Below are 13,098 nucleotides of genomic sequence, written 5' to 3'. Positions count from 1 at the left end.
TTGCTAGGGCGGCAATTAGTAGGAAGAGGGATAAGTTATATTACAACAAAAGTTTTATAGTATTAAAGGAGAGTATAAATGGAGAAAAAAAATGGAAAAGAATTTCAAAGAAAAATGCAAACGCGTCACATTGTCATGCTATCACTTGGTGGTGTGATTGGAACTGGATTATTTTTAAGTTCGGGCTATACGATTCAACAAGCGGGGCCGTTTGGTACGATTTTGTCCTATCTGATTGGTGCATTAGTGGTTTACCTAGTTATGCTATGTTTGGGTGAGCTTTCTGTACATATGCCTGAAACCGGTGCATTTCATAGCTTTGCAGCTAAATACATCGGACCAGGAACAGGATATACCGTTGCCTGGTTGTATTGGTTAACGTGGACTGTTGCCTTAGGTTCTGAATTTACAGCTGCGGGAATGCTTATGCAAAGATGGTTCCCATCAATCAATGTCTGGATCTGGAGTGCTTTTTTTGCTATTTTGATTTTTATATTTAATGTATTATCTGTCAAGTTCTTCGCTGAAGCCGAATTCTGGTTCTCATCTATAAAGGTAATTGCAATTGTGATCTTTATTATTTTAGGTGTAGCGGCAATGGTAGGCTTTCTTCCAATGTCACATTCAAACCCAGCCCCCTATTTTTCTAATTTTGTAAAGGCAGGTTTGTTTCCAAATGGCGCCTTCGCCATTTTCATGACAATGCTTGCGGTAAATTTTGCCTTTTCTGGAACGGAATTAATCGGTATTGCAGCTGGAGAAACGGCAAATCCGGAAAAAACAATCCCGAAGGCAATTAGCACCACTTTATGGAGATTGATTATCTTTTTTGTAGGAACAATCGTAGTGTTATCTGCGTTATTGCCAATGAACGATGCAGGAGTATTAGAAAGCCCGTTTGTTGCTGTTCTTGAACGAATTGGGGTTCCTTACTCTGCAGATATTATGAACTTTGTTATCCTAACAGCTATTTTATCTGCTGCAAATTCAGGACTTTATGCTTCATCGAGAATGCTTTGGTCACTTGCAAATAAGAAAACCATCTCACCGATATTTGCAAAAATGACAAAACAGGGTGTTCCAATCAATGGAGTTATTTTCAGTATGTTAGGTGGAGTTTTAGCTTTGTTCTCAAGCATTGTGGCACCAGATACTGTGTACATTGTGCTTGTATCCATTTCTGGTCTGGCTGTGGTTGTTGTTTGGATGAGTATCAGTGCTTCACAGTTCCTATTTCGCAGGCAATTTTTAAAAGAGGGAAATTCAATAGAGAACTTGGTCTATCGTACGCCGCTTTATCCGTTGGTTCCAATTGTATCATTTGTATTATGTCTTGCGTCATGTATTGGAATTGCATTTGATCCTACTCAACGAATAGCCCTATATTGTGGCATTCCATTTATATTGCTCTGCTACGGCAGCTATTATCTTACACAAAATCAAAAGAAAAGAGACGCAAATTATGTCCAAGAAAATCAACCCAATTGATGCTATTTTATCCCAACATTCCATTATGCTTCTTGATGGAGCCTTAGCTACTGAACTGGAATCACATGGATGTAACTTGGATGACCCTCTATGGTCAGCACGTGTTATACTGGAAAATCCAGAATTGATTTATCGGGTCCATTCTGATTATTTTCGCGCTGGAGCGGACTGTGCTATCACAGCAAGCTATCAGGCAACAATAGATGGTTTTTCCATGCGTGGAATAGATAAAATGGAAGCATTAGAATTAATTAAGCAAACGGTGCTGCTTGCAAGAAGGGCAAGAGATGATTTTTGGAAAGGAAATACACAACATAATCGGCCTAAGCCATTGGTGGCTGCATCTGTTGGACCATATGGGGCTTATCTAGCTGATGGTTCAGAATATGTTGGAAATTATGGTGTGAAAGATGAAAGATTAGTAGAATTCCACCGTTCCAGAATTGAAGCATTGATTGAAGCGGGTGCCGATTTATTAGCATTTGAAACGATACCTTCTTTACAAGAAGCAAAAATTTTATCTTCCATATTGCGAGAATTTCCGGAGACATTTGCTTGGCTATCCTTTTCTTTGAAAAATGAGAAAGAAATTAGTGATGGTACAAAACTTGCTGTGTGTGCACAGTTTTTTGAAGAAGATAACCAAATTGTTGCATTTGGTGTAAATTGTGCGCCAGTAACCTATGTTACTAATGCCATCAGGGAGTTGAGTGCGAATTCGAAAAAGGCTATTCTTGTATATCCGAATTCCGGAGAAACCTATAATCCAGAAACAAAAACATGGCATGGTCAAGAATTATGTAACAGCTTCGAACTGCAATCTGAAGAATGGTTTCAAGCAGGGGCAAGGTTGATAGGAGGATGCTGCAGAACAACACCACAACACATTGAAAAGCTTTTTAAAAGGTGGCGGTACTAAATCACTTTGTGATCATTTTGATAGCCCATGTCTCCTTTTTAGAAATTAATCTAGAGGAAACCTCATTTATATACGTTATGGTGAACCGTATCATAAGTAAATGAGGTTTTTTTATTTTCCATTAGCAGCGCCATTACCCCTAAAATCGTTTGGATTATTTTTAATACTTAAGAATCATAAAATATTAATTTGATTGACTTTATTAAACAGTGGGTGTAGAGTAAAAATTAATTTTAATAGGAAGACCACTAGGGGAGCCATTTTTGGCTGAGACAGAGTTGCTCTGGACCCTTTGAACCTGATCTAGTTCATACTAGCGTAGGAAAGTGGAGTCCGTGCACGGGTATATTTACAATTATTCTGCCGCTCCATTTTTGGAGCGGTTTTTTCGTTTTTAAGAAAAACGCTCCATTTTAAGTCTTCCCATTAAAACCAATAAGGGGGAATTTTGATGAGTTTTTCAGCAGAATTGAGGAAAGAAGCGAGTCCGATTTTCGATGCAATTTTTGAACATCCTTTTGTACGAGGAATTGCGAGTGGTGATTTAAGAAAGGAACAGCTAATTCATTATGTCAAACAAGACTATGAATATTTGAATTCCTTTATCAGAATCTATGGAATAGCCGTTGCAAAATGTGAGAGTCGTGAGGATATGGAGATATTTAATAAGCAAATCTCCTTTATCTTGCACAGCGAAACCCACCCACATCATAACTTTTGTCAGGTAGCAGGTATTTCCTATGGGGAACTGCAAGGATTTCCATTATCACCGTCTGCCCATCATTACATACGTCATATGATGACCGTTGCCCGTGAGGGAACATTAGGGGAAATTCTGGCGGTCTTATTGCCATGTCCATGGACATATTGGGAAATAGGAAAGAGATTATTAGATGAGGTCATTCCGGACCCTTCCCACCCATTTTATGAATGGATTCATTTTTATGGCGACCGAACCGATTCGATAGCAACCAAATTTTGTGCACGGATAGATGAATGGGCAATGGAAGCAACAGAGAAAGAAAAAGCAAAGATGAAGGAGCATTTCTTCATCAGCTGTCAGCTTGAATATATGTTTTGGGATATGGCTTATAAACTTGAGGAATGGCCAGTACAAATGGAGGCGGTAAAAAGATGAATTGGAAGATGAAGGAGATCGTGCTTACAGTTATTCTTTCTGTTGCTTGTGGTGTTATTTATTTAGGATGGTCAACTCTTTGGATTCCGGTTTCCGCTCTAGTGGGACCCGTCGGTGCCGGTTTTATGTTTGGGATTTGGGTGATTGCCAGTCCCATCGTAGCATATATCATCCGTAAACCAGGTGCTGCTTTTATTGCGGAGGTTGCCGCAGCAGCAGTGGAATTATTAACGGGAAGTCATTTTGGTCTTACGGCGTTGTTAGTAGGAGTCTTTCAAGGGATTGGATCCGAAATTGCATTCGCCCTGTTTAGATACAAGCACTACAACCTTTTTACCTTGATGCTGTCTGGTGCTCTGGCTGCGATTGTGGGGATGGTCTATAACATTTTGGCGAATGGTTTTGGATTTTACACGACAGGAGTATTTCTTACGACGTTAGGAATTCATATCATCAGCGGAATCATACTTGGAGGCTGGTTAGCGAAGGTGGTAGTGGATGCTCTAGCCAAAACAGGTGTTTTAGAGTCCTATGAATTGATGAAGGAAAAACGAAATAAGGATGATATTCATGGAAACATTTCTGGGATGTAGAAATCTTTCTGTCCGTTTCTATCAGAGTTCTGAAAAGATTCTTCGTGATATGACGCTGTCCATCAATAAAGGAGAGAAAGTATTAATACTTGGACCTAGCGGGAGCGGGAAATCGACCTTGATTTCCACTCTTGCAGGTATCATTCCTGCGCATGTGGAGGCAGAAGTAAGTGGTGATGTGTTTCGCAGGAGCAATGCCGGTGTGATGTTTCAGGAGCCTGATTCTCAGTTTTGTATGCTTCGTGTGGATGAAGAAATTGCTTTTAGCCTTGAAAATCGCGCGATTCCTCGAAGCGAAATGGATCCTATTATTTCAGATTTGATGGAAAAAGTAGGATTAGAAGTTGACCGGAGAACACCGATTGAAACACTATCTGGGGGTATGAAACAAAGGTTAGCATTGGCCTGTTTATTAGCATTGGAACCCGAAGTACTGTTTTTTGATGAACCAACAGCCCAGCTAGATCCATCCGGCAGGATGGAGATATTTGATTTATTAAAACAAATATCGCAAATGAATAATCAAACGATGGTATTTGTCGAACACGTTCTAGATGGCTGTATCGACTGGATGGATCGGGTCATTATGATAAATGAGAGCGGAAGTATTATAGTGGATGGAAGGCCAAAAGAGATTCTGCTTAATTATCATCATGAAATGGTAGAAGCAGGTATTTGGCGGCCAAAACTATTCCCGTACAAGTGGATGGATGTTGTGGAAAATGCCTCACATCCTCTATCAATAAAATTGTCAAAAAGGCTTAAAACTAAGCCTCAAGATAGAATGAATGAGGATTCTTTACTCCGAACAGAAAACGTAGAAATTGGCTATGGAAAAAAGATCATTGTGGAGGACATTAATATAGATATCCATAAAGGTGAGTGGGTTTCTATAGTTGGAGCGAATGGAAGTGGAAAAAGCACTTTCTTAAAAAGTCTGATACGTTTAGAGCCAATAAAAAATGGAAAAGTTCATTTTAAAAATAAGGAACTCAAACAATGGCATGATAGAGGATTATATGAAAAAGCAGGCTTTGTTTTTCAAAATCCAGAGCTTCAATTTATAACGGATACTGTATTTGAGGAAATTGCGTTTGGCGGCCGGCAAAGAAATTGGCCGGAAGAGCAGATTCATGCCAAAACGAATCAGCTGCTTGAGGAGTTTGGATTGGAATCACATCGTAATGCTCACCCTTTTACACTAAGTTTAGGACAAAAGCGGCGGTTAAGTGTGGCAACCATGCTATTGTTTGATCAGCCTTTATTATTGCTGGATGAACCAACGTTCGGTCAAGATGAAAAAACAGCAGGCGAATTGATTAAGCGCTTAAAAGAGAGACAGGAGATGGGAACCACTATTGTCATGGTTACTCACGATATGGATTTAGTAGATGCCTGCTCCCATCAAGTGATTCTCTTCAATAATGGCAGCATTTCCTACAAAGGAACTCCATTCGGGTTATTTTCTGATCAAGTCCTTTTACGTGAAACGGAGATTATTCCGCCGCTTCATTACCAGCTGATGCATGCAAGAGGGGAGCGGGTCATGGTATGAAATCAAACGATTCCTTCCTTGCTTCGCTAAATCCTTCTATAAAATTATTCTCTCATTTTTTGGTTATGTTCTTGTTAATGACCGTAACCCATCCAAAAGTGACGTTTGAGATATGGGTACTTGCCGTTTTGATTGGTATTTTTTTAGGAGGATGGAAAATCACATACCTTTTAAAAAGACTGTTTCCATACTTAGGATTTTTTATTCTTGTCTTTTGGATGATGGCGGCATTTGGGGAAGGTGAAGACACTATTTGGAAATGGGCTTGGTTCCATCTGACAGTGGAAAGTGTGAATAATGGCTTAACGATCTCTTTAAGGATGCTGGGGTTTGTAACGTATGGATTATTATTCACCTCCACCACAGACTTAACTTTGTTTATTATGAGTTTAATACATCAATGTAAACTTTCACCTAAATGGGCGTATGGGCTACTCGCAGGATTTCGATTTATTCCGTTATTCCAATCTGAATTCAACCAAATGAAAATGGCTCATAAAGTGAGAGGCTACAAGCAAAAAAATAGCTGGAAGGCGTTTATGAGGTACTCATTACCCCTGTTTAGTCAAGGGATACGAAAATCAGAACGAATTGCTGTTGCAATGGAAGTACGAGGATTTACGGGTGCAAGGGATAGAACTTACTATCAAACCACTAAAGTAGTAACAAAAGACTGGACCTATTTACTTTCTTTATTAAGTGTTGTAATAGGGATTATCATTCTTATTAATTGAAGTGAGGGTTTGAAGGCGCCCTTAATGAGAGTTCTCAATTTCTGTTGAATATAAAAATACCCGAATTATAAAACCTCATTTTGATAAAAAGCGGTGAACCTTACTATAAATAGAGGCAGTTTTTTTACAAAAATTCCTCTAAATTGTACCAATAGTAAAAGATTTAAATATCGAAATTTATTCTTTTTTTGGAATTGGAGATTGAAAGTGAATTAAGTGTAAATAAGGAGCCAGTTTTTGTTTAGTAAAACGAGGCTCCTTTTTCAGTTAATTTAAATCTTATTTATTTCATTTTATTTTTGGATGTCCTATTAAAATCCCTAGGCTAAGGGCGTTCTGCTCATTCATCCATTAATGATAAAAGGCTATTAATAAACTCATCATAATTTTTAGATTTTAATAGCAGATAAACATTTTCCGGCTCTGATAATATTTTAATAAAACTATCATAGATATCTCGAAAAATGCTTCGTTCGCCCTTATTTAAGGCAATTAGCGCGATAATTTGGACGGAATTGTTTCCCCAATTCACAGGTTTGTCATTTAGTACAATTGAAATAGCAGACTTTAATGCGTTCATATGCATCGAATGAGGCACCGCAACATTATTATTAAACGAAGTTGAAGACATGGTTTCCCTTTCAATTATATCGTCAATAGTGCCTATTTCGATAAAGCCTAATTGAACCATCTTATCACCAATGAACCTTATCATCTCAAACTCATCATTTAGGTAAATATTTTGTTGAAACAGGTGAGGATCAAATAGGCTGATTAAATGATTTTTCAGCTTTATACGGCTTCGTTTTTTATTAATTTTCGTTATACTGTTCTGTATTTTTTGAATGTCCTCATCTAAAATAAATGGATTAATACTAACTAATTCATAGCCGATCAATTTTGGAATCTGAATGGTAGTTATAATTAGGTCAGTGTTTATTTGTTCCATTTCAATATCGACATCGGTAATAACTATGCTAATTTCAATTTGGTCTCCGAAAGAATGATCAAGTCTTTTTAACAGCGGTATATGCATATTGTAATACTCTGGACAAATAACAGTGCAGGTAATTTTATTTTTCAGCGTTTTTTGACGTTCTAGAAAGGAGCCGATATGAAAAGCAATATAAGCAATTTCGTCCTCATTTATTTGGATGTTTTCTTTTTTTTGTATCTGATTCGAAATAAAAACTGCCAGGTCGTATATCAATGGATAGGACGATTTAATTTGTTTAGTTAATGGGTTTTTTGACAAATAATTATGCCTCGCTCTATTGATTAAATTTCGAATATGCAGCGTGAATTTAATTAAAAATTCATCATCATAAATATCTACCAAATAATAATCCTTTACTTTTTGAATGATTTCATTTACTAAATTTATATAACGTTGCTCAATATATTCATTGAGATTATCTTTATTAAGGCTGTCATAACTCAGGATCGTAGTTTTACTAATCAAAAGAATCGTTAAGTAATAAAGCTCCGCTCCGTCAAAAGTTACACCAAATTTGGCTTTAATTAATGTGGCTATATCGGATGCTGCCTTATACTCCTTTGTTTTGGTCAATGTCTTAATGTTTTCTTCAGATATTGTGCGATGCTGGCTTATACGTTTCGTTGCAATCACTATATGGAGCAAAATGTTCCCGATTGTGTACTCATTAACAAAAAGGTCATTGGAGGCCAGTACTTTGATAAGTTCCTCTTTGAAGTCTTCTAAATTATAACCAAAAGCTGATTGAATACTGTCTACATGCAAAAATTGATCCTTCGTTTCTTCATAAAAAATATGGCTCATCAGCTTCCGTTTATCTTTTTCCAAACCATTTAAAATAATTAAATCTCCGTTACGTTTGAAGGATAAGTTGAATTGCGCCAATAGACCTTTAGCCTTTTTTAAATCACCCTCAATAGTAGAGGTACTTACATAAATATCTTCACTCAGGTCAAATATATCCATACCCTCGGAATAGGTTATTGATTGCTTTAATAGATAATAAAGCCGTTCAAGCGGTTTCAGTCCGTCAGGTGTTTCTTTCTGCTCCTTCTGCTGTAACATCTCATAGTAAACATTCTCATTTAATCTATAGCCAAGATTAGAGGACATAATCAAAACGGATGGAGAGGTGGTTTCATTTATTTCATTTACATATTTACGAATGCTTCGGCTGGACACAGAGAATTGCTTCGCCAAAATATCTGCCTTTACCCAATCATTCTTATTTAATAAAAATTGAATAACCGCTTCTTCTCTCTCCCTTTTCATGATTCAGAACCCCCAAAGCTTATTTATCGTTAGTTTTCCACTTTATAGTATAAAAAAACAGATAATAAAATTATAGTTGAAAAAGTTCCTATCCCTAGGAACTTTTTCAACTTGAGAGGAAAGATACTAAAGTAGGACAATAACATCAGGAAGATTAATTCAAACTTACTTCATAGGAGGAATTTATAATGACTGAAAAAAATATTTTATTAATTTGTGGTGGCGGTGCTTCAAGTGGATTTATGGCTCAAAACATCCGAAAGGCGGCAAAAAAAAGAAATGTTGAACTAAATGTAATGGCAAGAAGCGAGTCTGAAGTGGACGAATATTTGAATGAAATTAATGCTCTGTTAATTGGTCCGCATCTGCAATATATGGAAGAGGATTTAAAAGCAAAGGTTAAACCTTATAACATTCCGGCTGTGGTCATCCCTCAAACTATTTATGGCCTTTTGGACGGAAATAAAGGTCTAGACCTTATCTTGGAACTGCTTGACGAAAAATAAATAGAATGGAGGTTATTCCATGAATACGTTTATTAATTGGATGAACCAAAACTTTACACCAAAAATGAATAAAATAACAAGAAATGTATGGGTTTCATCCATCCAGGATGCCCTCATGGCGATTTTGCCGTTGATTTTGGTTGGATCGCTGATTACATTGATTTCAATCTTAAATAATTACTTTTCAAAAATGCCTGATTTTTCACCAATCACGACCTTTTCATTTGGACTTATTAGTATTTTTGTTGCACTTTTAACCCCGTATTTCATTATGGAAAAAAAGAAAAAGAATGACAGAAAAATAATCTCGGGTTTAACAGGTGTTTCCTTGTTTTTAATGTTACTTATGCCTAAACTCACAACGGATGGCGGGATTACTTTTACACTTGAGCGATTTGGTGGGAACGGCATGTTTGTTGCACTTATCGTAGGTCTTCTCGTGGGTGCGGTAATGTTTCTATTCACCAAGGTATCCTTTTTTAAAAATTCCAGTTCTTTACCTGATTTTATCATTGTTTGGTTTGATACGATTATACCGGTAACTCTCTTATTGCTTGTAGGATGGCTGTTTGCTTTCCAAATGCATATCGATTTGTATAATTTAATTTTAAAACTTTTCCAACCGCTTTCATTAATTGCCCAAAGCTTTGTTGGGTTTGTGTTAATCACATTCATTGGTATTTTCCTCTATTCATTTGGAATAAGCGCTTGGGTATTGTACCCAATTATGTATCCCGTTTGGTTAGAGGGTATTCAAGCAAATAGCAAAGCTTTGGAACAGGGGCTACAGCCTCATAATATTCATACATTTGAATCCCTTATGGGATGGGTATGGGTTGGCGGTATGGGAACGACACTGCCATTGGTGCTAATGATGTTATTTTTTGCAAAGTCTAATCAATTAAAAGCAATTAGTAAGGTAACGATTACTCCGGCGATATTCAATATTAACGAACCTGTCATTTTTGGTGCTCCAGTAGCATTTAACCCAATATTGATGATTCCAATGTGGTTAAATGGACTGATTATTCCGGCTATAACTTATATTGTTTTGAGTTTAGGATGGGTTACAATTCCTGCAAAACTGTTACAGCTATGGTATTTGCCTGTTGGGATTTCTACATTTCTGGTTAACTCAGACTTAAGAGGATTGCTATTATTAGTTGTAATAATAGTAGTATCATGGTTGATTTGGTTCCCGTTCTTTAAGGTTTATGACCTACAATTGTTTAAAAAGGAACAGGAAGAATAGAAATAAAAGTGGAGGTTTATATAATGAACGACAACAGCTTAAGAGACAATGATATGACTGAAGTATCTATGATAATAATCATGAATGCCGGAGATGCAAGATTGATTATAAAGGAAGCACTAGATTATGTTGCAGCTTGTGATTTTGAAATGGCCAAAGAGAAGCTTGCAGAAGCAAAAAAGAAGATCACTGCTGCTCACTCTGCCCAGACACAAACTATACAGGGAGAAGCACGTGGTGAGAAGGTTGTATTCTCCCTCTTGTTTGCCCATGCTCAAGACACATTAATGACGATAATGAGTGAGTGGAATACAGCTAATCATATTGTCCGTTTATTTGAAGTGTATGATCAACGTTTGAGAAAGCTTGAAGAAAGATAATTACTATGGAAAATGCCAGGTATAGTCTGGCATTTTCCTTTAGGAGGAAAGGATCATGAAATATAAAGATTCTATAGCATTTCCGGACGATTTTTTCTGGGCAGCCGCGACGGCAGCTTACCAGTTTGAAGGTGCCCATTTAGAGGATGGCAAATCTTTATCCATTGTCGATAAGAATATCAATCCTAATTATGCCGATACAAGTGTTACATCAGATCATTATCATAAGTTCAAAGAGGATGTAGCACTCATGAAAGAGCTAGGAATGAAGGCCTATCGCTTTTCAATCTCATGGCCTCGTATTTTGCCAAATGGCCGTGGAGAGGTGAACAAAAAGGGAGTTAATTTTTATAAAAGGCTTGTAAATGAATTGCGGGAGAATGGGATTGAACCTTTAGTAACCATCTACCATTTTGATTTACCTGTTTGCCTTCAAGAAGAATACGGAGGTTGGTCCTCCAGAAATATTATTGATGATTTTGCCTACTTTTGTAAGGTTTTGTTTGAGCAATTTGGTGAAGAGGTCAAATACTGGTTTACGATTAACGAACAAAGCAATATGTTTCTTCTGCCATATTTGATGGAATTTAATAAAGAATTGCCTTTGGAAAAGCAAAAATATGAAATGAATCATATTATGACACTTGCACATGCAAAGGCCATTCACTTGTGCCGGGAAATGATCCCTAATGCGAAGATTGGACCAGCCATTGGGCTTTCCCCAAATTATCCAGAGACTTGCAGACCTGAAGATGTCCAAGCAGCCCATGAAGCCGATGATTTCCGAACCTATTTGTTTACCGATTTATATATGTACGGCAAGTATCGGGATAATGTTTGGAGATACATGGAGGAAAATGGTGTAACGCCAACCATCGAGGATGGAGATATGGAACTGCTCCAATCGGCAAAGCCTGACTTTTTAGGAATTAATTATTATCAAAGCAGGGTTGTAAAATTTGCTCCGGAAACAATGGAGAATAAAGATATGAGTATCAATATGAATGGTAAAAAAGGTGAGACCGAGTTTGAAGTGGTTCCGGGTATTTACCAGGGAAGTTCGAACCCATATTTAGAAAAAACAGATTGGGATTGGGAAATCGATGCAATTGGACTTCGTACACTGTTGAATGAATTAAATGATCGTTATCAAATTCCAATTATTATTACAGAAAATGGCATTGGTGCCGTTGACAGGTTAACAGAGGATGAAAAAGTACATGATCAGTACCGAATAGATTATCTGAAAATACACCTTGAACAGTGCCGTTTAGCCATCGGCGATGGTGTCCAATTATTTGGTTATTGCCCATGGTCGTACATGGATTTATTAAGCACAACCAGTGGATTTAGAAAACGATATGGATTTGTCTACGTTAATAGAACTGATGATGACATTATGGATCTACGAAGAATTAAAAAAGATAGTTTTTATTGGTATCAAGAAGTTATTCACTCTAATGGACAAAAGCTCTAAAGGATTAGGGAGAATTGGGTATGGTAGAAAAGACATTTTAGTTAAAGATGAAACAGGTATTCATGCACGGCCGGCAACCATAATGGTTAAAACAGCAAGTAATTTTGATTCAGAAATTAAAATGGAATTCAACGAAAAGACGGTCAATTTAAAATCAATTATGGGTGTCATGTCACTAGGGGTAGGTAAAGGTGAAGCCTAAAGGGGCTTGCTAAACCTACATAATATAGAGGCAGTTTTCACCTAAATAAATTTTAATTAAATAGGTATTCGAAATAAAACTGTACTGAATTTTAGGGAGTTCAGTCTTGAAGTACAAATATAAATAAGTATATGGAAAAGGTATGCGAGATTGTGAATATTTTGCATACTTTTTTGTTGTTCTATCAAAGGTTTATATCCATCAATTGTAGTCTTGTTATATCCTATTTTTATAAGTGAAAAATCATCAAATATTGATGCTGCTGAAATAGTACGTCTGCGCTATGAACGTGGTGAAATTTCATTTGAAGAATTTCAAACCATTTTAAGAGATATGAGGGGAACTGCAACAGGTCTTTTTAATGAAAAATACCGATTTTATGGTATTCTAGTCTTTGGTATTTGGAAATACATGAAGTGCTTTATATTCTGTATTTTTGCAAAAAGCTGCAGGTTAAACAGGTGCGCTGTGAACCTTACCATAAATAGAGGCAGTTTAAATATCGGTTCAACATCGGACAAGGAAAAGCAAAAAAGACATGATCGTGTCTGAAGTCGAACCCGAAAACGAAGCAACTTCAGACAA

Annotated in this window: 11 protein-coding genes, 1 pseudogene and 1 riboswitch; of the genes and pseudogenes, 11 read left to right on the top strand and 1 reads right to left on the bottom strand. The window is 36.9% G+C overall.

Translation table 11 applies throughout. The features are described from left to right. Positions 1 to 78 precede the first annotated feature (78 nt). The 6 genes from mmuP (at position 79) to V7077_RS16845 (ending at position 6,427) form a co-directional block, all read left to right on the top strand. Positions 79 to 1,488 carry an S-methylmethionine permease gene (gene mmuP / locus V7077_RS16870; RefSeq protein ID WP_335504017.1) on the top strand — a complete coding sequence of 470 codons (1,410 nt, stop codon included), beginning with the start codon at positions 79 to 81 and terminating at the stop codon, positions 1,486 to 1,488. After that, a complete protein-coding gene (mmuM, locus tag V7077_RS16865) occupies positions 1,463 to 2,407 on the top strand; it encodes a homocysteine S-methyltransferase (RefSeq protein WP_335504015.1) in 945 nt (314 codons plus the stop codon). Before mmuP ends, mmuM begins: the two co-directional genes overlap by 26 nt. Positions 2,408 to 2,647: 240 nt before the next feature. Further along, a riboswitch (TPP riboswitch) is annotated at positions 2,648 to 2,749 on the top strand. A gap of 109 nt (positions 2,750 to 2,858) precedes the next feature. Continuing rightward, complete coding sequence (gene tenA, locus V7077_RS16860) at positions 2,859 to 3,545, top strand: thiaminase II (protein WP_335504013.1); 687 nt, start codon at positions 2,859 to 2,861, stop codon at positions 3,543 to 3,545. Further along, entirely contained in the window at positions 3,542 to 4,138 is a 597-nt protein-coding gene (locus tag V7077_RS16855; protein ID WP_335504011.1) for an ECF transporter S component, read from the top strand. Before tenA ends, V7077_RS16855 begins: the two co-directional genes overlap by 4 nt. Then, the gene (locus tag V7077_RS16850; protein ID WP_335504009.1) at positions 4,116 to 5,693 is read left to right on the top strand and encodes an ABC transporter ATP-binding protein; all 1,578 of its coding nucleotides are present in this window, start codon (positions 4,116 to 4,118) and stop codon (positions 5,691 to 5,693) included. The genes V7077_RS16855 and V7077_RS16850 overlap by 23 nt, the downstream gene beginning before the upstream one ends. Next, entirely contained in the window at positions 5,690 to 6,427 is a 738-nt protein-coding gene (locus V7077_RS16845; protein WP_335504006.1) for an energy-coupling factor transporter transmembrane component T family protein, read from the top strand. The genes V7077_RS16850 and V7077_RS16845 overlap by 4 nt, the downstream gene beginning before the upstream one ends. Before the next feature lie 340 nt (positions 6,428 to 6,767). On the opposite strand, the gene V7077_RS16840 is transcribed toward V7077_RS16845, so the two are convergent. Next, positions 6,768 to 8,696: a BglG family transcription antiterminator gene (locus V7077_RS16840; RefSeq protein WP_335504004.1), complete on the bottom strand. Its 1,929-nt coding sequence runs from the start codon at positions 8,694 to 8,696 to the stop codon at positions 6,768 to 6,770. 188 nt (positions 8,697 to 8,884) lie between these two features. Here V7077_RS16840 and V7077_RS16835 point away from each other — a divergent pair, with 188 nt between their 5' ends. From V7077_RS16835 to V7077_RS16815, 5 genes and pseudogenes are all read left to right on the top strand, one after another. Further along, positions 8,885 to 9,202, top strand: a complete 318-nt coding sequence (locus tag V7077_RS16835) for a PTS sugar transporter subunit IIB (protein WP_335504002.1) — start codon at positions 8,885 to 8,887, stop codon at positions 9,200 to 9,202. A gap of 19 nt (positions 9,203 to 9,221) precedes the next feature. Further along, positions 9,222 to 10,454: a PTS sugar transporter subunit IIC gene (locus tag V7077_RS16830; RefSeq protein WP_335504000.1), complete on the top strand. Its 1,233-nt coding sequence runs from the start codon at positions 9,222 to 9,224 to the stop codon at positions 10,452 to 10,454. Positions 10,455 to 10,477: 23 nt separating this feature from the next. Then, entirely contained in the window at positions 10,478 to 10,834 is a 357-nt protein-coding gene (locus V7077_RS16825; RefSeq protein WP_335503998.1) for a PTS lactose/cellobiose transporter subunit IIA, read from the top strand. A 55-nt stretch (positions 10,835 to 10,889) separates the two neighbouring features. Further along, the gene (locus V7077_RS16820; RefSeq protein WP_335503995.1) at positions 10,890 to 12,311 is read left to right on the top strand and encodes a glycoside hydrolase family 1 protein; all 1,422 of its coding nucleotides are present in this window, start codon (positions 10,890 to 10,892) and stop codon (positions 12,309 to 12,311) included. Beyond that, positions 12,295 to 12,501: pseudogene (locus tag V7077_RS16815) on the top strand (HPr family phosphocarrier protein); the annotation flags it as partial. The gene V7077_RS16820 and the pseudogene V7077_RS16815, both read left to right, overlap by 17 nt. Positions 12,502 to 13,098 lie beyond the last annotated feature (597 nt).

The sequence above is a fragment of the Neobacillus vireti genome, from assembly GCF_036962465.1.
GTDB lineage: Bacteria > Bacillota > Bacilli > Bacillales > Cytobacillaceae > Neobacillus > Neobacillus vireti_B.
Note: the sequence above shows the minus strand (reverse complement) of the source record. Positions and strands in the feature narration are given on the sequence as shown.

What these genes read in the sequence shown, in the direction of transcription:
- V7077_RS16845 (WP_335504006.1), top strand. Translation starts at nt 5,690, where the DNA reads ATGAAATCAAACGATTCCTTCCTTGCTTCGCTAAATCCTTCTATAAAA.
- V7077_RS16820 (WP_335503995.1), top strand. Translation starts at nt 10,890, where the DNA reads ATGAAATATAAAGATTCTATAGCATTTCCGGACGATTTTTTCTGGGCA.
- V7077_RS16835 (WP_335504002.1), top strand. Translation starts at nt 8,885, where the DNA reads ATGACTGAAAAAAATATTTTATTAATTTGTGGTGGCGGTGCTTCAAGT.
- V7077_RS16840 (WP_335504004.1), bottom strand. Translation starts at nt 8,696, where the DNA reads ATGAAAAGGGAGAGAGAAGAAGCGGTTATTCAATTTTTATTAAATAAG.
- V7077_RS16825 (WP_335503998.1), top strand. Translation starts at nt 10,478, where the DNA reads ATGAACGACAACAGCTTAAGAGACAATGATATGACTGAAGTATCTATG.
- V7077_RS16855 (WP_335504011.1), top strand. Translation starts at nt 3,542, where the DNA reads ATGAATTGGAAGATGAAGGAGATCGTGCTTACAGTTATTCTTTCTGTT.
- tenA (WP_335504013.1), top strand. Translation starts at nt 2,859, where the DNA reads ATGAGTTTTTCAGCAGAATTGAGGAAAGAAGCGAGTCCGATTTTCGAT.
- mmuP (WP_335504017.1), top strand. Translation starts at nt 79, where the DNA reads ATGGAGAAAAAAAATGGAAAAGAATTTCAAAGAAAAATGCAAACGCGT.
- V7077_RS16850 (WP_335504009.1), top strand. Translation starts at nt 4,116, where the DNA reads ATGGAAACATTTCTGGGATGTAGAAATCTTTCTGTCCGTTTCTATCAG.
- V7077_RS16830 (WP_335504000.1), top strand. Translation starts at nt 9,222, where the DNA reads ATGAATACGTTTATTAATTGGATGAACCAAAACTTTACACCAAAAATG.
- mmuM (WP_335504015.1), top strand. Translation starts at nt 1,463, where the DNA reads ATGTCCAAGAAAATCAACCCAATTGATGCTATTTTATCCCAACATTCC.